The sequence below is a fragment of the Streptomyces sp. NPDC001381 genome (assembly GCF_042895685.1).
Taxonomy (GTDB): domain Bacteria; phylum Actinomycetota; class Actinomycetes; order Streptomycetales; family Streptomycetaceae; genus Streptomyces.
Map to the genome: position 1 here is coordinate 161375 of NZ_JBIAWO010000011.1, position 17538 is coordinate 178912.

The 17538-nt window shown below is 70.6% G+C and carries 11 protein-coding genes; 5 read left to right on the forward strand and 6 right to left on the reverse strand.

What is annotated here, in order from left to right:
- Nucleotides 1-154: 154 nt before the first annotated feature.
- The 4 genes from ACFY2L_RS33675 to ACFY2L_RS33690 form a co-directional block, all read right to left on the reverse strand.
- The gene (locus ACFY2L_RS33675; protein WP_390660761.1) at nucleotides 155-1771 is read right to left on the reverse strand and encodes an FAD-dependent oxidoreductase; all 1617 of its coding nucleotides are present in this window, start codon (nucleotides 1769-1771) and stop codon (nucleotides 155-157) included.
- 54 nt (nucleotides 1772-1825) lie between these two features.
- Nucleotides 1826-3364, reverse strand: a complete 1539-nt coding sequence (gene glpK, locus ACFY2L_RS33680; RefSeq protein WP_390660762.1) for a glycerol kinase GlpK — start codon at nucleotides 3362-3364, stop codon at nucleotides 1826-1828.
- A gap of 74 nt (nucleotides 3365-3438) precedes the next feature.
- The gene (locus tag ACFY2L_RS33685) at nucleotides 3439-4233 is read right to left on the reverse strand and encodes an MIP/aquaporin family protein (RefSeq protein ID WP_390660763.1); all 795 of its coding nucleotides are present in this window, start codon (nucleotides 4231-4233) and stop codon (nucleotides 3439-3441) included.
- Nucleotides 4234-4612: 379 nt separating this feature from the next.
- The gene (locus tag ACFY2L_RS33690; protein WP_390660764.1) at nucleotides 4613-5377 is read right to left on the reverse strand and encodes an IclR family transcriptional regulator; all 765 of its coding nucleotides are present in this window, start codon (nucleotides 5375-5377) and stop codon (nucleotides 4613-4615) included.
- Between the two features lie 326 nt (nucleotides 5378-5703).
- Here ACFY2L_RS33690 and metH point away from each other — a divergent pair, with 326 nt between their 5' ends.
- The 4 genes from metH to ACFY2L_RS33710 all read left to right on the forward strand — a co-directional run bounded on the left by metH (nucleotide 5704) and on the right by ACFY2L_RS33710 (nucleotide 13785).
- Nucleotides 5704-9219: a methionine synthase gene (metH, locus tag ACFY2L_RS33695; RefSeq protein ID WP_390824240.1), complete on the forward strand. Its 3516-nt coding sequence runs from the start codon at nucleotides 5704-5706 to the stop codon at nucleotides 9217-9219.
- Between the two features lie 109 nt (nucleotides 9220-9328).
- Nucleotides 9329-10024, forward strand: a complete 696-nt coding sequence (locus ACFY2L_RS33700; protein ID WP_390660766.1) for an HAD family hydrolase — start codon at nucleotides 9329-9331, stop codon at nucleotides 10022-10024.
- Nucleotides 10025-10503: 479 nt separating this feature from the next.
- Complete coding sequence (locus ACFY2L_RS33705; RefSeq protein WP_390660767.1) at nucleotides 10504-12111, forward strand: ABC transporter substrate-binding protein; 1608 nt, start codon at nucleotides 10504-10506, stop codon at nucleotides 12109-12111.
- Nucleotides 12112-12201: 90 nt separating this feature from the next.
- Nucleotides 12202-13785 (forward strand): ABC transporter substrate-binding protein, encoded by a 1584-nt coding sequence (locus ACFY2L_RS33710; RefSeq protein ID WP_390660768.1) that lies wholly within the window; start codon nucleotides 12202-12204, stop codon nucleotides 13783-13785.
- 78 nt (nucleotides 13786-13863) lie between these two features.
- Here the strand turns inward: ACFY2L_RS33710 and ACFY2L_RS33715 are convergent, their stop codons facing one another.
- Together ACFY2L_RS33715 and ACFY2L_RS33720 are read right to left on the reverse strand one after the other, a co-directional pair.
- The gene (locus tag ACFY2L_RS33715) at nucleotides 13864-14535 is read right to left on the reverse strand and encodes a response regulator transcription factor (protein WP_020939010.1); all 672 of its coding nucleotides are present in this window, start codon (nucleotides 14533-14535) and stop codon (nucleotides 13864-13866) included.
- Nucleotides 14536-14549: 14 nt separating this feature from the next.
- Nucleotides 14550-15509, reverse strand: a complete 960-nt coding sequence (locus ACFY2L_RS33720) for a RecB family exonuclease (RefSeq protein WP_390660769.1) — start codon at nucleotides 15507-15509, stop codon at nucleotides 14550-14552.
- Between the two features lie 175 nt (nucleotides 15510-15684).
- Between ACFY2L_RS33720 and ACFY2L_RS33725 the strand changes: the two genes are divergently transcribed.
- Entirely contained in the window at nucleotides 15685-17538 is a 1854-nt protein-coding gene (locus ACFY2L_RS33725) for a site-2 protease family protein (protein ID WP_390824241.1), read from the forward strand.

The window sequence follows — 17538 nt, forward strand, 5'->3', positions numbered from 1 at the left end:
ACCGGTCCGCGAGGGGAGGCGGGCATGCGGAAGGGGCGGCTGCATCGGCGGCAGCCGCCCCTCCCGTCGTTCCGGCCCCGGTGCGGAGGGGCCGGTTCCCCGCTGCCGGCCCTGGTCAGGGGAGTGGGCAGGCAGCGGGTCTTCTCGCGGTGCGCTACTTCCTGTCGAGCAGGTCCTGCACCTTGCCGCGCACCTCGTCCGTGGCCAGGCCGCGGATCGTCAGCGTCGTACGGCGGCGCAGCACGTCGTCCGCAGTCTCGGCCCACTCGTGGTCGCGGGCGTAGACGACCTGCGCCCAGATCTCCGGCGCGTCGGGGTGGACGCGCTCGCCCAGCTCCGGGTTCTCGTTCGCCAGACGGGCGATGTCGAAGGCCAGCGAGCCGTAGTGGGTGGCCAGGTGCCGGGCGGTGTCGGCCGCCATCCGCGGGCCGGGCGCCGGGTGGTCCACCAGGAGCCGGTGGGCGACCGCGCGCGGGTTGGCGACACCCGGCAGCGGCAGCTTCTTCGGCAGCGAGGAGACCGGCTCGAAGTCGTCGCCGAGCGGGTGGCCCGGCAGCGCCTCGAGCTTCTGCATCACGGTGCGGCCGATGTGGCGGAAGGTGGTCCACTTGCCGCCCGCGACGGACAGCATGCCGCCCTTGCCCTCGGTGACCACCGTCTCCCGCTTGGCCTTCGCGGTGTCGCCCGGGCCGCCCGGCAGCACCCGCAGACCCGCGAAGGCGTACGTGATCAGGTCGCGGGAGAGCTGCTGGTCGCGGACGGAGAACGCGGCCTCGTCGAGGATCTGCGTGATGTCCTTGTCGTTGACCGCGACGTCCGCCGGATCGCCCTCGAACTCCTCGTCGGTGGTGCCCAGCAGGAGCATGTCCTCCCAGGGCAGGGCGAAGGTGATCCGGTACTTGTCGATGGGGGTCGCGAGCGCGGCCTTCCAGGGGGAGGTCCGCTTCAGGACCAGATGCGCGCCCTTCGACAGACGGATCGACGGGGCCGCATGCGGGTCCTCCATCCTGCGCAGGTGGTCGACCCACGGGCCGGTCGCGTTCAGCACCAACCGGGCGTCGACGCCGAACTCGTCACCGGAGACGCGGTCCCGCAGGTCCGCGCCCGTGACCCGGCCCCTGGTGAAGCGCAGACCGGTGACCTCGGCGTGGTTGAGGACGACCGCCCCGGCCCCGACGGCCGCGCGGACCGTCATCAGCGCCATGCGCGCGTCGTTCATCTGGTCGTCGCCGTACACGGCCACGGCCTTGAGGTTCTCGGTGCGCAGCTCGGGCACGTCCTGTGCGGCCCGGGCCGGCGAGAGCAGATGCCCCACGCCGTCACCGAAGGCCGACAGGGCGGAGTAGGCGAACACGCCCGCCCCGAGCTTCGCCGCGCCGTGCGGCCCGCCCTTGTACACGGGGAGGTAGAACGTGAGCGGGTTCGCCAGGTGGGGGGCCACCTGGCGGGAGACCGCACGGCGCTCGAAGTGGTTCTCCGCCACCAGCTTCACCGCGCCGGTCTGCAGATAGCGCAGACCGCCGTGGAGAAGCTTGGAGGAGGCGGAGGAGGTGGCGCCGGCGAAGTCGCCGGCGTCGACCAGGGCCACCCTGAGCCCGGACTGCGCGGCGTGCCAGGCGGTCGAGATGCCCAGGATGCCGCCGCCGATCACGAGAAGGTCGTACGACGCCTTGGAGAGCTGCTCCCTGGTCTCGGCGCGGCTCGGGTTCGAGCCGGTGGCCGGGTGCGTCCCCAGGGCAGGTACGGACTGCAGGGTGGACTGACTGGTCATGTCGGGTTCTTACTCCTCATCAGAGCGTGCTGAGCCTTGGTGGAGGGCTCCGCGTCAGCTCTCGTCCTCGAGCCAGCCCATGGTCCGCTCGACGGCCTTGAGCCAGCTCTTGTACTCACGGTCGCGGGTCTCCGCGTCCATGCGGGGGGTCCACTCGGCGGCCCGCCGCCAGTTGGCGCGCAGGTCGTCGGTGCTGGTCCAGAAGCCGACGGCGAGGCCGGCGGCGTAGGCGGCGCCGAGGCAGGTGGTCTCGGCGACCATCGGGCGCACCACGGGGGCGTCCAGGAAGTCCGAGAGCGTCTGCATCAGCAGGTTGTTGGAGGTCATGCCGCCGTCGACCTTCAGGGCCGCGAGCTCGACGCCCGAGTCCTTGGTCATGGCGTCCGTGATCTCACGGGTCTGCCAGGCGGTGGCCTCCAGGACGGCGCGCGCGAGGTGCGCCTTGGTGACGTACCGGGTCAGGCCGGCGATCACACCGCGGGCGTCGGAGCGCCAGTACGGGGCGAACAGACCGGAGAAGGCCGGCACGAAGTAGGCGCCGCCGTTGTCCTCGACGGAGAGCGCGAGCGTCTCGATCTCGGCGGCGGTGGAGATCAGGCCCATCTGGTCGCGCATCCACTGCACCAGCGAACCGGTGACGGCGATCGAGCCCTCCAGGGCGTAGACCGGCGCCTCGTCGCCGATCCGGTAGCCGACGGTGGTCAGCAGTCCGGAGTACGAGTTGATGATCTTCTCGCCGGTGTTCATCAGCATGAACGTGCCGGTGCCGTACGTCGACTTGGCCTCGCCCTCGGAGAAGCAGGTCTGGCCGAACAGAGCCGCCTGCTGGTCGCCGAGCGCGGAGGCCACCGGGATGCCGCCCAGCAGCTCGCCGAGCTTGCCGCCGGTGACCTCGCCGTAGACCTCGGCGGAGGAGCGGATCTCGGGGAGCATCGCCAGCGGGACGCCGATGGACTCGGCGATCTTGTCGTCCCACTCCAGGGTGTGGAGGTTCATCAGCATGGTGCGGGAGGCGTTGGTGACGTCGGTGTAGTGCTTGCCGCCGTTGACACCACCGGTCAGGTTCCAGATGACCCAGGTGTCCATGGTGCCGAAGAGGATGTCGCCCGCCTCGGCGCGCTCGCGCAGGCCCTCGACGTTGTCGAGCAGCCAGCGCGCCTTGGGGCCGGCGAAGTACGAGGCCAGCGGCAGGCCGGTCTCACGGCGGAAGCGGTCCTGGCCGACGTTGCGGCCGAGTTCCTTGCACAGGGCGTCGGTGCGGGTGTCCTGCCAGACGATGGCGTTGTGGACGGGCTCACCGGTGTTCTTGTCCCACAGGAGAGTGGTCTCCCGCTGGTTGGTGATGCCGATGGCCTTGATGTCGTCGCGGGTGATGCCGGCCTTCTCGATGGCTCCGGCGACGACCTCCTGGACGTTGGTCCAGATCTCGTTGGCGTCGTGCTCGACCCAGCCCGGCTTGGGGAAGATCTGCTCGTGCTCCTTCTGGTCGACGGAGACGATGCGGCCGTCGCGGTCGAACACGATGCAGCGGCTGGAGGTGGTGCCCTGGTCGATCGCGGCGATGAAGGGGCCGGCGGTGTGGGCGTCGGTCACTGAGTGCTCCTGGAGTTCCGTGGGTAAGGGGCTGTCTGTACGGCGCTGATGGTCAAGAGGTGCGGCTGGTGCTCTTAAGCAAAGGCGACGTTGTAGATGCCTGCAGCGATGGCGCCGCCGATCAGCGGGCCGACCACCGGGATCCAGGCGTAGCCCCAGTCGGAGCCGCCCTTGTTGGGCAGGGGCAGGAGGGCGTGCACGATGCGCGGACCGAGGTCACGGGCCGGGTTGATCGCGTAGCCGGTCGGGCCGCCGAGGGACAGACCGATGGAGACCACCACGAGCGAGGTGATGAGGGCACCGAGGGTGCCGAGGCCGTTGCCCTTGTCGTTCAGGCCCTGCGTGAGGACGGCGAGGACCAGCACGACCGTACCGACGATCTCCGTGGCGAGGTTCTGCCAGGCGACCCGGATCTCCGGACCGGTGGAGAAGACGCCCAGCACCGGGCCCGCGCCCTGCTCCTGGGCCTCGACGGCCTTGGCCGCGGTGGCCTGGGCGCCCGGACCGCCGACGATCTCCTTGTCGGTGAGGTGCGCGTGGAACTGGCCGTAGTAGGCGACCCAGACCAGGGCCGCGCCGAGCGCGGCGCCGAGCAGCTGGCCCGCCCAGTAGACCGGAACGTTGCTCCAGTCGTTGTCCTTGATCGCGAGCGCGAGCGTCACGGCCGGGTTCAGATGGGCGCCGGACAGCGGCGCCGAGGTGTAGACCGCCGTGAGCACGGCGAAGCCCCACCCGAAGGTGATGGCGAGCCAGCCGGCGTTGCGGGCCTTGGAGGCCTTCAGCGTGACGGCGGCGCAGACGCCACCGCCGAGCAGGATGAGTATGGCGGTACCGATGGTCTCGCCGATGAAGATGTCGGAGCTGGACACCCGCGACTCCTTTGTCCTTCGTCCAGGGAAGCCGTTCTCCCCGGGTCCCTCCGGGGGTACTGGCGCCCTCGGGGGTGAGAGCGATTCCGGTCCTTGGCGTTGCCACACTCTAGCGCGTATTGCCGTCAGGTGTTCGACAATGCCGACCGATGGACGGGAGTCTTGCCCCGGGGTCAGGTGTGCGTCAAGGGTTCTGTTATCGAAAGCGCGATCGTTATTGATCGGCGTCGGCTATCGATTCCCGCCGGTCGCGCGCGGGCGCGGCTCCGCTCCCGCCGCGCATGTCCCGCCGCACGCGCGTGCGCGGGCACGGCGAGAACCGGGACGCCGGCCGGCGTCCCGGTGTGCTCCTGCGTGCTCCTCGGCCTCGGCGGGCCGCTCAGAAGCGCCCGGCGCCCAGGTCCCGCGACACCGCGCGGGCGCAGTCCCGCACCGCCGCGATCAGCTCGGGCCGCAGCTCGCCGTCCCGGGCCAGCCGCTCCACGGCCCCGGTGATGCCGACCGCCCCCACCGGCATGCGCCGCCGGTCGTGGATGGGTGCGGCGATCGAGGCCACACCCTCCCAGGTCTCCTCGACGTCCGCCGCGTACCCACGCGCGCGCGTGACGTCCAGGATGTGCTCGAAGTCCTCCAGCTCACACACCGTGCGGTCCGTGAAGGGCTTGCGGTCGGCCTCCGTGGCCTCGCTGTGCGCCACCGGGTCGTACGCCGACAGCACCTTGCCCAGGGCCGTGGAGTGCAGCGGCTGCATGGCCCCGATCTCCAGGACCTGCCGGCTGTCGTCCGGCCGGAAGACGTGGTGCACGATCAGCACGCCCTGCTGGTGCAGCACCCCCAGGTGGACGCTCTCGCCGCTGGACCGCGCCAGGTCGTCCGTCCACACCAGGGCACGCGCGCGCAGCTCGTGCACGTCCAGATAGGTGGTGCCCAGCCGCAGCAGCTCCGCGCCCAGTTGATAACGCCCCGAGGCGTCCTCCTGCTCGACGAAGCCCTCCTGCTGGAGGGTGCGCAGGATGCCGTGGGCGGTGCCCTTGGCCAGGCCCAGCGCCGAGGCGATGTCGGACAGGCCCAGCCGCCGCTCCCCGCCCGCGAGCAGCCGCAGCATCGCGGCCGCCCGTTCGACCGACTGGATGTTCCGTGCCATCGCCGTCCTGCCTCCGTCCCCTTCGACCGTCCACGCGCGATACGCAAGTACCGGCGTTCGGCAATGTCGAACACTACCGGTCCATGCCGACCTCCCGCTAATGGTCGGCCGACACCTGTCACGCCACTCGTCCTCCGAGCGCGACACGACGGCGCTGCGGCCGTGGCCCGACCGGGCGGAGACCCCGGCCGCGTGCGGCCGTCCCCCGTCCGTCCCGTGGACGCCCTGACCATACGGCCCCGGTCCCGGCTACCCTGACGGCGTGCGCCCACCTCGGGAAGAGGTGACGCAAAGCCGACAGCCGTCGCATCCGAGGGAGCCCTTCCATGGCCTCTGTGCCGCCGACCCCTTCCGCCGACAGCCGGACCCGTGTGTCCGCGCTCCGCCAGGCCCTGGCCACCCGTGTGGTGGTGGCCGACGGGGCCATGGGCACCATGCTCCAGGCCCAGGAGCCCACCCTCGAGGACTTCCAGGACCTCGAGGGCTGCAACGAGATCCTCAACCTCACCCGGCCCGACATCGTCCGTTCGGTCCACGAGGCGTACTTCGACGCCGGCGTCGACTGCGTCGAGACCAACACGTTCGGCGCCAACCACTCCGCCATGGCCGAGTACGAGATCGCCGACCGCGTCTACGAACTCTCCGAGGCCGGCGCCCGCATCGCCCGCGAGACCGCCGACGCGTTCGGCGCCCGCGACGGCCGCCAGCGCTGGGTACTGGGCTCGATCGGCCCCGGCACGAAGCTGCCGACCCTCGGCCACATCGGCTACACCACGCTGCGCGACGGCTTCCAGGCCAACGCCGAGGGCCTGCTCGCCGGCGGCGCCGACGCCCTGATCGTGGAGACCACCCAGGACCTGCTGCAGACGAAGTCGTCGATCCTGGGCGCCCGCCGCGCCATGGAGGCGACCGGCACCGAGGTCCCGCTGCTGGTCTCGATGGCCTTCGAGACGACCGGCACCATGCTGCTGGGCTCGGAGATCGGCGCCGCGCTGACCGCGCTCGAGCCCCTCGGCATCGACATGATCGGCCTGAACTGCTCGACCGGCCCCGCCGAGATGAGCGAGCACCTGCGCTACCTGGCCCGGCACTCCCGCACCCCGCTGCTGTGCATGCCGAACGCCGGCCTGCCGATCCTCACCAAGGACGGCGCCCACTTCCCGCTCGACCCCGAGGGCCTGGCCGACGCCCAGGAGACCTTCGTACGCGACTACGGACTGAACCTCATCGGCGGCTGCTGCGGCACCACCCCCGAGCACCTGCGCCAGCTCGTCGAGCGCGTCCAGGGCACCACCCCCGTCGAGCGCAGCCCCCAGCCCGAGCCCGGCGCCGCCTCCCTGTACCAGACGGTCCCCTTCCGTCAGGACACCTCCTACCTCGCCATCGGCGAGCGCACCAACGCCAACGGCTCCAAGAAGTTCCGCGAGGCCATGCTGGAGGGCCGCTGGGACGACTGCGTCGAGATGGCCCGCGAGCAGATCCGCGAGGGCGCGCACATGCTCGACCTGTGCGTGGACTACGTCGGCCGCGACGGCGTCGCCGACATGGAGGAACTCGCCGGCCGCTTCGCCACCGCCTCCACCCTCCCGATCGTCCTCGACTCCACCGAGGTCGAGGTCATCCGGGCCGGCCTGGAGAAGCTCGGCGGCCGCGCGGTGATCAACTCCGTGAACTACGAGGACGGCGACGGCCCCGAGTCCCGTTTCGCCAAGGTCACCCGGCTGGCCCAGGAGCACGGCGCCGCCCTGATCGCCCTCACCATCGACGAGGAGGGCCAGGCCCGCACCCCCGAGAAGAAGGTCGAGATCGCCGAACGGCTCATCGACGACCTCACCGGGAACTGGGGCATCCTCGAGTCGGACATCCTCATCGACACCCTGACCTTCACCATCTGCACCGGCCAGGAGGAGTCCCGCAAGGACGGCATCGCCACCATCGAGGCGATCCGTGAACTCAAGCGCCGCCACCCCGACGTCCAGACCACCCTCGGCCTGTCGAACATCTCCTTCGGCCTCAACCCGGCCGCCCGCATCCTGCTCAACTCCGTCTTCCTCGACGAGTGCGTCAAGGCGGGCCTGGACTCCGCCATCGTCCACGCCTCGAAGATCCTCCCGATCGCCCGCTTCGACGAGGAGCAGGTGCAGACCGCCCTCGACCTGATCTACGACCGCCGCAGCGAGGGCTACGACCCCCTCCAGAAGCTCATGCAGCTGTTCGAGGGCGCCACGGCGAAGTCCCTGAAGGCCGGCAAGGCCGAGGAACTGGCCGCCCTGCCGCTGGAGGAGCGCCTCAAGCGCCGCATCATCGACGGCGAGCGCAACGGCCTGGAGGCCGACCTCGACGCGGCCCTCCAGGACCGCCCCGCCCTCGACATCGTCAACGAGACCCTCCTGGACGGCATGAAGGTCGTCGGCGAGCTCTTCGGCTCCGGCCAGATGCAGTTGCCGTTCGTCCTGCAGTCCGCCGAGGTCATGAAGGCCGCCGTGGCCTACCTCGAACCCCACATGGAGAAGTCCGACGCCGAGGGCAAGGGCACCATCGTCCTTGCCACCGTGCGCGGCGACGTCCACGACATCGGCAAGAACCTCGTCGACATCATCCTGTCCAACAACGGCTACAACGTCGTCAACCTCGGCATCAAGCAGCCGGTCTCCGCGATCCTGGAAGCCGCCGAGGAACACCGCGCCGACGTCATCGGCATGTCCGGCCTCCTGGTCAAGTCCACGGTGATCATGAAGGAGAACCTGGAGGAGCTCAACCAGCGCGGCCTGTCCGCCACCTACCCGGTCATCCTCGGCGGCGCCGCCCTGACCCGGGCGTACGTCGAACAGGACCTGCACGAGATCTACGAGGGCGAGGTCCGCTACGCCCGCGACGCCTTCGAGGGACTGCGCCTGATGGACGCCCTCATCGGCGTCAAGCGCGGCGTTCCCGGCGCCAAGCTGCCCGAGCTCAGGCAGCGCCGGGTCCGCCCGGCCGCCGCCGTCGCGGTCGAGGAGCGCCCCCAGGAGGGCCACGTCCGCTCCGACGTGGCCACCGACAACCCGCTGCCCACCCCGCCCTTCTGGGACACCCGCGTGATCAAGGGCATCCAGCTCAAGGAGTACGCGAGCTGGCTGGACGAGGGCGCCCTGTTCAAGGGCCAGTGGGGCCTGAAGCAGGCCCGCACCGGCGAGGGACCCACCTACGAGGAACTCGTCGAGACCGAGGGCCGCCCCCGCCTGCGCGGACTGCTGGACAGGCTGCAGACGGAGAACCTCCTCGAGGCCGCCGTGGTCTACGGCTACTTCCCCTGTGTGTCCAAGGACGACGACCTGATCATCCTGGACGAGCACGGCAACGAACGCACCCGCTTCACCTTCCCCCGCCAGCGCCGCGGCCGCAGGCTGTGCCTCGCGGACTTCTTCCGCCCCCAGGAGTCGGGCGAGACCGACGTCGTCGGCCTCCAGGTCGTCACCGTCGGTTCCCGCATCGGCGAGGAGACCGCGAAGCTCTTCGAGTCGAACTCCTACCGCGACTACCTCGAACTGCACGGCCTGTCCGTGCAGCTGGCCGAGGCGCTCGCCGAGTACTGGCACGCGCGCGTGCGCTCGGAACTGGGCTTCGCCGGTGAGGACCCCGCCGACATCGAGGACATGTTCGCCCTGAAGTACCGCGGCGCCCGCTTCTCCCTCGGCTACGGCGCCTGTCCCGACCTGGAGGACCGCGCCAAGATCGCCGACCTGCTCCGGCCCGAGCGGATCGGCGTCCACCTGTCCGAGGAGTTCCAGCTGCACCCCGAGCAGTCCACGGACGCGATCGTGATCCACCACCCCGAGGCGAAGTACTTCAACGCACGGTGACAGGTGTGCCACTGAGCACGCTGATCCGATAAGTCGTACACTGGTCGGTCCACTGCAGGCCGGTTCCCCCGTGGGAACCGGCCTGCTCGTCCCTCAAGGAGGTACGTGGATGACCAGCACGGTTCCCGCGTCAGTAACCCGCACGGCCCAGGGCTCGGCCCTGCAGGCCGTGCTCCTCGACATGGACGGCACCCTGGTGGACACCGAGGGCTTCTGGTGGGACGTCGAGGTCGAGGTCTTCGCCGGCCTCGGCCACACCCTCGACGACTCCTGGCGCCATGTCGTGGTCGGCGGACCGATGAGCCGCAGTGCCGGCTTCCTCATCGAGTCGACCGGGGCCGACATCACCCTCGCCGAACTGTCCGTCCTGCTCAACCAGGGATTCGAGGAGCGCATCGACCGCGCCCTGCCCCTGATGCCGGGCGCCGCCCGGCTGCTCGCCGAACTCGCCGAGCACGAGGTGCCCACGGCTCTCGTCTCCGCCTCCCACCGGCGCATCATCGACCGCGTCATCGCCTCGCTCGGCCCCCGGCACTTCACACTGACCGTGGCCGGCGACGAGGTCGCGCGCACCAAGCCGTACCCCGACCCGTACCTGCTCGCGGCCGGCGGCCTCGGCGTGGACCCGGCCCGGTGCGCCGTCGTCGAGGACACCGCGACCGGGGTCGCCTCGGCGGAGGCGGCGGGCTGCCATGTCGTGGCGGTGCCGTCCGTGGCGCCGATCGCCGCGGCCGCCCGGCGCACCGTGGTGCCCTCCCTGGAACACGTCGACCTGACGTTCCTGCGTGGCCTGATGCCCCTCTGACACCGCTCCGATGATCAGCACTCCGATCATCGGTGATTTCCCGATGACGGAAATGCGAGAGGCGTTCACCGAGCGTGCACCGCCGATGGCACACCATTTCGGCGGGTGTACGCACGGATGAATTCCGCTCTTCGGCAACGGTTGGATTACGTACCGGACGACCCTGTTGACGTGTGACGTTCCCCACCTCTCAGGGGGTCGACAGGGGGCCCTCCCTGTGCCGCAACACCCCGTACCGGACGTTTCGGCGTGCCCTTGTGTCCCGATTGATGGACAGCTGCACGGATCGTTCCGCCGAGGGTTTTTCAATGCGTCCGCATACGGTTTCGCTGCGTGATGGGCTTTCAACTCCGGTGGCTGCGAGCCCTCGTGCTGGTGCGGACTAATCTCGTCGCGGAACATCACCCCTCTCCCCGTGATCCGCCGCGACACCCTTGCATGCCGGATACACGGACCGACAGCTCTGGAGAATCTCGAGCATGAACCGCAAGACTTTGGTGCTGCCGGCCGTGGTCGGTCTGCTCGCGCCCGTACTCGCCGCCTGCGGCGGGGCCGACAGCGGGAGCGGCAGCGGCGACGCCATCGTCGTGGGCACCACCGACCGGTTCACCGCCACCAAGGACGCCCCCGCGCCGCTCGACCCCGCCTACGCCTACGACGTCGGCACCTGGAACATCCTGCGCCAGACCGTGCAGACCCTGATGATCCAGCCCAAGGGCGAGGGCGAGCCCGTCCCCGAGGCGGCCCAGTCCTGCGGCTTCACCGACAGCGGCAACGAGCGCTACGCCTGCAAGCTCCGCGACGGCCTGAAGTTCTCCAACGGCGACGCGATCACCGCCGCGGACGTCAAGTTCTCCATCGACCGCGCCCGCGCCATCAAGGCCGACTCCGGCGTCTTCGCCCTGCTCTCCACGATCGACACCGTCGAGACCCAGGGTGACAACGAAGTCATCTTCCATCTGAAGACCGCCGACGCCACCTTCCCGTACAAGCTGTCGACGCCCGTCGCCGGCATCGTCAATCCCGACGACTACGAGAAGGACGAGCTGCGCGACGGCTTCGAGGTCGACGGCTCCGGCCCCTACACCCTCAAGGCCGAGACCGACGGCGACGCCGTCACCAAGGCCGTGTTCACCAAGAACCCCCACTACAAGGGGACCTTGACGGTGAACAACGACGAGGTCGACATGGTGTCCTACGACGACGCCGACGCCATGGGCACCGCCCTCGAAAAGGGCGACATCGACCTGATGACCCGCACCATGTCCCCGGAGCAGATCAAGAAGCTCTCGGAGGCCGCCGCCGACAGCGACATCGACCTCGTCGAGCTCGCCGGCCTGGAGATCCGCTACCTGGCCTTCAACACGGACGCCCCCGTCGTGAAGTCCAAGGCCGTGCGCCAGGCGATGGCCCAGGTCATCAACCGCAACGAGCTGGTCTCGCAGGTCTACGGCTCCCAGGCCGAAGCCCTCTACTCGCTGGTCCCGGCCTCCCTCACGGCCCACTCCAACTCGTTCTTCAACAAGTACGGCGACCCGAGCGTCACCAAGGCCGAGGAACTGCTGGCCAAGGCGAACATCAGCACCCCGGTGAAGCTGACGCTGAACTACACGACCGACCACTACGGACCGGCCACCAAGAAGGAGTTCGAGCTGCTGAAGAAGCAGCTGAACGGCAGCGGCCTGTTCGACGTCAGCATCAAGGGCTCCCCCTGGGAGACGTTCGTCCCGGCCGAGCGCAAGGGCGAGTACGCGGTCTACGGCATGGGCTGGTTCCCCGACTTCCCCGACGCCGACAACTTCGTCGCACCGTTCCTCGACGAGGACAACTTCCTCAAGTCCCCGTACGCCAACAGCGACATCATCGACACCCTGATCCCGCAGTCCCGCCGGGAGGCCGACCGCCTCAGCGCGGGCGACAGCCTCACGAAGATCCAGGACATCGTCGCCGACGACGTCCCGGTCCTCCCGCTGTGGCAGGGCAAGCAGTACGTCGCCGCCAGCACCGACATCACCGGCACGGCGTACGCCCTCAACTCCTCCGCCACCCTCCAGCTGTGGGAGCTCGGCCGAGGGGTGAGCAACTGAGAGACTTCGGCGGTCGGGTGATACTTTCTTCGCGGCCGGGGCCCGGGACGGCGGCCCCGGTGTGACGGGACCCGACGACTAAGGTATTTCGTGAACATGCGTAACCAGTGGCCGGTCCTGCCTATCGTGGCAGGACTGGCCTCCGGCTTGTTGACCGGCTGCGGCGCCCAGACCGGGAGCTCGGACGGCGACGGCTCCGCCGTGGTGCTCGGGATGTCGGACGACGTCCTCGCCACGGATCCGGCCTCCGGCTACGACCCCGGATCCTGGATGTTGTTCAACAACGTCTTCCAGTCTCTGCTGAGCTTCCCCAAGGGCGGCACCGAACCCGAGCCCGACGCGGCGAAGGAGTGCTCCTTCACGGACCGGCAGGCCAAGGTCTACCAGTGCACGCTCAAGGACGGCCTGAAGTTCTCCAACGGTGACGATCTCACCTCCGAGGACGTCAAGTTCTCCTTCGACCGCATGCTGAAGATCAACGACGACTCCGGCCCCGCGATCATGTTCCCCATGCTCGACAAGGTCGAGACACCGGACGACAAGACCGTCGTCTTCCGGCTGAAGGTCCCCGACGCCACCTTCCCCAGCAAGATCGCCTCCGGCGCCGGCTCCATCGTCGACCACAAGGAGTACGACGCCGACGGCCTGCGCGAGGACGGCGGCGCCACCGGCTCCGGCCCCTACACCCTGGACTCCTTCGACGACGACCAGGCCGTCTTCTCCGTCAACGAGCACTACAAGGGCTCCGCCACCGACCCCCAGAACCAGGGCGTCACCCTGAAGTTCTTCGGCGGCGACCAGAAGGCCCTCAAGAAGGCCCTGCTCGACGGCGACATCGACATCGCCTACCGCGGCCTCACCGCCGCCGACATCGCCGACATCGACCAGAGCACCGACGACGGCGGCGCCGAAGTCGTCGAGGGCAGCAGCGCCGAGGTCCAGCACCTGGTGTTCAACACCGACGACCCCGTCGCCGGAAAGCTCGGCGTCCGCCGCGCCATCGCCTACCTGATCGACCGCGACGCCCTCATCAAGGACGTCTACCAGGGCACCGCCGACCCCCTGTACTCGATCATCCCGGCCGGCATAGCCGGCCACAACACCGCGTTCTTCGACCGCTACGGCGCCCGCCCCTCCCCGGCCAAGGCCGCCGCCGCCCTGAAGGACGAGGGCATCACCGGCAAGGTCAAGCTCACCCTCTGGTCCACGCCGTCCCGCTACGGCCCCGCCACCGACCAGGAACTCAAGGCCATCGCCGCCCAGCTCAACGACAGCGGCCTGTTCGACGCCGACGTCAAGTCCGTCGCCTTCGACCAGTACGAGAAGGACATCGCCGACGGCAAGTACGGCGTGTACGTCAAGGGCTGGGTCCCCGACTACCCGGACGCCGACAACTTCACCGCACCCTTCTTCGGTGACGGCAACGTCCTCGACAACAACTACGCCAACCGCACCATCACCGGCACGCTCATCCCGCGCACCGCCGCCCAGAGCGACCGCACCGCCACCGACGACGACTACGCCGCCCTCCAGGACATCGTCGCCCAGGAACTGCCCGTCCTGCCGATCTGGCAGGCCAAGCAGTACGCGGTCGTCGGAGAGAACGTCTACGGCCTCGAGAACTGCCTCGACGCCTCCACCGTGTTCCGCTTCTGGGAACTCAGCAAGAGCTGACCGCCCCCACCACGACCAAGGGCGCCCCCGCTCGGCAGGGGCGCCCTTCGCCGTCGTACCCGCGTGATCCCGCGCGTCCTACTGCGCGCCCGGGCGCACCAGACCGCTCTCGTACGCGTACACCGCGGCCTGCACCCGGTCGCGCAGCCCCAGCTTGGTCAGCACATGCCCCACATGCGTCTTCACCGTCGTCTCACTGACGAACAGGTCCGCGGCGATCTCCGCGTTCGACAACCCCCGCGCCACCAGCTTCAGCACCTCCACCTCACGATCGGTGAGCGTGTGCAGCGTGTCCGGCACCGGCTCCTCGCCCGACGGCAGATGCGTCGCGTACTTGTCCAGCAGCCGGCGCGTGATGCTCGGCGCCAGCATGGCCTCGCCCCCGGCCACCACCCGGATCGCCTGCACCAGTTCGTTCGCCGGCGCGTCCTTCAGCAGGAAGCCGCTCGCCCCCGCCCGCAACGCCTCCACCACGTACTCGTCGAGGTCGAACGTCGTCAGCACCAGCACCTTCGCCGGGCCGTCCCGCCCCGGCCCGGTGATCTGCCGGGTCGCCTCCACCCCGTCCATCCGGGGCATACGGATGTCCATGAGCACCACATCGGGCTGCAGCGCCCGCACCTGGTCGAGGGCCTGAAGACCGTCTCCGGCCTCACCGACGACCGCGATGTCCTGCTCGGCCTCCAGGATCATCCGGAAGCCGGTACGCAGCAGCGGCTGGTCGTCGACCAGTAGGACGCGGATGGCCACGTGAGTCTCCTTCGCTAGTCCGGCCCCATTCTGCCCTGCGCCCCGCCCTCCGCCCCGGCCGCCCTCACCGCCAGCGGATAGGGCGGGGGAGTACCGCCGAACTCCGGGCAGTGCGCCTGGTGATCGCACCAGCCGCACAGCTTCGTCGGCCGCGGCCGCCAGTCACCCGTCTCCGTCGCCTGCCGGATCGCCTCCCACAGCGCGAGCAGCTTGCGCTCCACCCGCTCCAGATCGGCGAGCACGGGGTCGTACGTCAGAACGTCCCCACTGCCCAGGTAGACCAGCTGCAGCCGCCGCGGGATCACGTTCTTCAGCCGCCACACCACCAGCGCGTAGAACTTCATCTGGAACAACGCGCCCTCGGCGTACTCCGGACGCGGCGCCTTGCCCGTCTTGTAGTCGACGATCCGCACCTCCCCGGTCGGCGCCACGTCGACCCGGTCGATGATCCCGCGCAGCCGCAGCCCCGACTCCAGCTCCGCCTCCACGAACAGCTCCCGCTCGGCGGGCTCCAGACGCGTCGGATCCTCCAGCGTGAACCACCGCTCCACCAGCGCCTCCGCCTCCGCCAGCCAGCCCGCCAGCCGCTCGCCCTCCGGATCGTCGGCGAACAGCTCCACCACCTCCGGCCGCGACTCCCGCAGCCGGTCCCACTGGCCCGGGATCAGCGCCTTGGCCCTCGGCGCCGTCCGCTCCGCCGCCGGGGCGTCGAACAAGCGCTCAAGGACCGCGTGCACCAGCGTCCCCCGCGTCGCCGCGGGGCTCGGCTTCTCCGGCAGCCGGTCGATCACCCGGAACCGGTACAGCAGCGGACACTGCATGAAGTCACCCGCACGCGACGGCGACAGCGACGCCGGAGCCGCCGCCACGGCCCCCCTCACCGCCTCGGGCACGACCGCCCCCGCACGCGCCGCGTCCTCCGCGGACCCACCCTCGACGCCCGCACCGCCGACGCCCTCGCTGCTGCTCTCCATGCCCCAGACCATACGGCCCGCCACTGACAGTCACCCACTCCCCGCCCGGCACACCCGGCGACCGCCCGGGAAACACGGGGGTGCCGGGCGGAACACGTCACGACGGCCGCATACCATCGGTCCCGAGACCCTTCCGCCCGGCAGGAGCGGAAGACGCTTCGAACGAGGGGACATCGTGGTGGAAAGCGGCGGGAGCGGGCGGCCGCGGCCGGACAACGAAGAGTCGGCCGAGCACCCCGCGACACCAGCGCCCCGGGCCACCGCCCCCGCGGAGCCCCCGGGCCCCCACCCGTCCCAGCCCGAGGCCGAGGCCGTCCGGGCCCCCCAGGACGACCACCAGGCGCCCGGACGGCCCGGCACGCCCGCCGACACCCCCCGCGCCGCCGCCCCGGCGGGAGAGCCGGCCGACCGCCCCGCACACCGGCCGGACCCGGCCCCGGCGGACCGCTCCGCCCCCGACGAGCGGCCGGCCCCGCCCGCCGAGCACCCCGCGGCCGACACCGCCCGCCCGCACCCCGCGCCGACGCCGCCCGAAGCGCCGCGGCACGACCACACACCCGCCCCGACGCCCCCACAAGGGCCCCGCAGCGCCACAGCACCCGGCGGCCCGCCCGCCACCACCGAGGAAACCTCCCCGCCCCCCGCCGCCACGGCCCCCGGCGAACCGCCCGCCCCGCGCAGCAACGCCCCCGCCCACCCGGCCGGAGCGGCGGACGCAGCCACGAACGGACACCCCTCCGAGCCCGCCCCGGCCGGCGAACCCGGCGACACCCATCCCGACCGCGCCCACGCCCACGCCGGCGGCCACGACGGCACCCGCACCACCGGCCCCACCCCCGCCCTCACCAAGGGCCCCCCGCCGCAACGACCCCCCGAGCAGCCACGAGGCGGGCTGCTCATGGGACGCCCCTTCGGGGTACCCGTCTACGTCGCACCCAGCTGGTTCCTCGTCGCCGCGCTGATCACCTGGGTGTTCGGCGGGCAACTCGACCGCGTCCTGCCCGAACTCGGCGCCGCCCGCTACCTGGTCTCCCTCTTCTTCGCCGTCGCCTTCTACGCCTCCGTCCTCATCCACGAACTCGCCCACACCCTCGCCGCCCTCCGCTTCAAACTCCCGGTCCGCCGCATCCAGCTCCAGTTCTTCGGCGGCGTCTCCGAGATCGAGAAGGAGGCCGAGACCCCCGGCCGCGAATTCTGGCTCGCCTTCGTCGGCCCGCTGCTCTCCCTCGCCCTGGCCGGCGTCTTCTACCTCGCCATGCAGCCCGTCGAGCCCGGCACCGTCCCCGGCGTCCTGCTCGCCGGCCTGATGATCTCCAACCTCATCGTCGCGATCTTCAACCTCCTCCCCGGCCTCCCCCTCGACGGCGGCCGCATGCTCCGCGCCGTCGTCTGGAAGATCACCGGCAAACCCATGAGCGGCACCGTCGCCGCCGCCTGGGTCGGCCGCGCCCTCGCCGTCTCCGTCCTCATCGGCCTGCCGCTGCTCACCCAGTCCGGCGCCCTCGGCTCCAGCGCCGAGGACAGCGTCGGCATGGACACCGTCACCGACGCCCTGCTCGCCGCCATCCTCGCCGCGATCATCTGGACCGGCGCCGGCAACAGCCTGCGCATGGCCCGCCTGCGCGAACACCTGCCCGAACTGCGCGCCCGCACCCTCACCCGCCGCGCCGTCCCCGTCGAGACCGACACCCCCCTCTCCGAGGCCCTGCGCCGCGCCAACGCCGCCGGCGCCCGCGCCCTCGTCGTCGTCGACGCCCACGGCGAACCCCTCTCCCTCGTCCGCGAGGCCGCCATCGTCGGCGTACCCGAACACCGCCGCCCCTGGGTCGCCGTCAGCGGCCTCGCCCAGGACCTCACCGACGGCATGCGCGTCTCCGCCGAACTCGCCGGCGAAGACCTCCTCGACGTCCTGCGCGCCACCCCCGCCACCGAATACCTCGTCGTCGAGGAGACCGGCGAGATCTACGGCGTCCTCTCCGCCGCCGACGTCGAACGCGCCTTCGTCAAAGCCATGGCCCGCCCCAGCTGA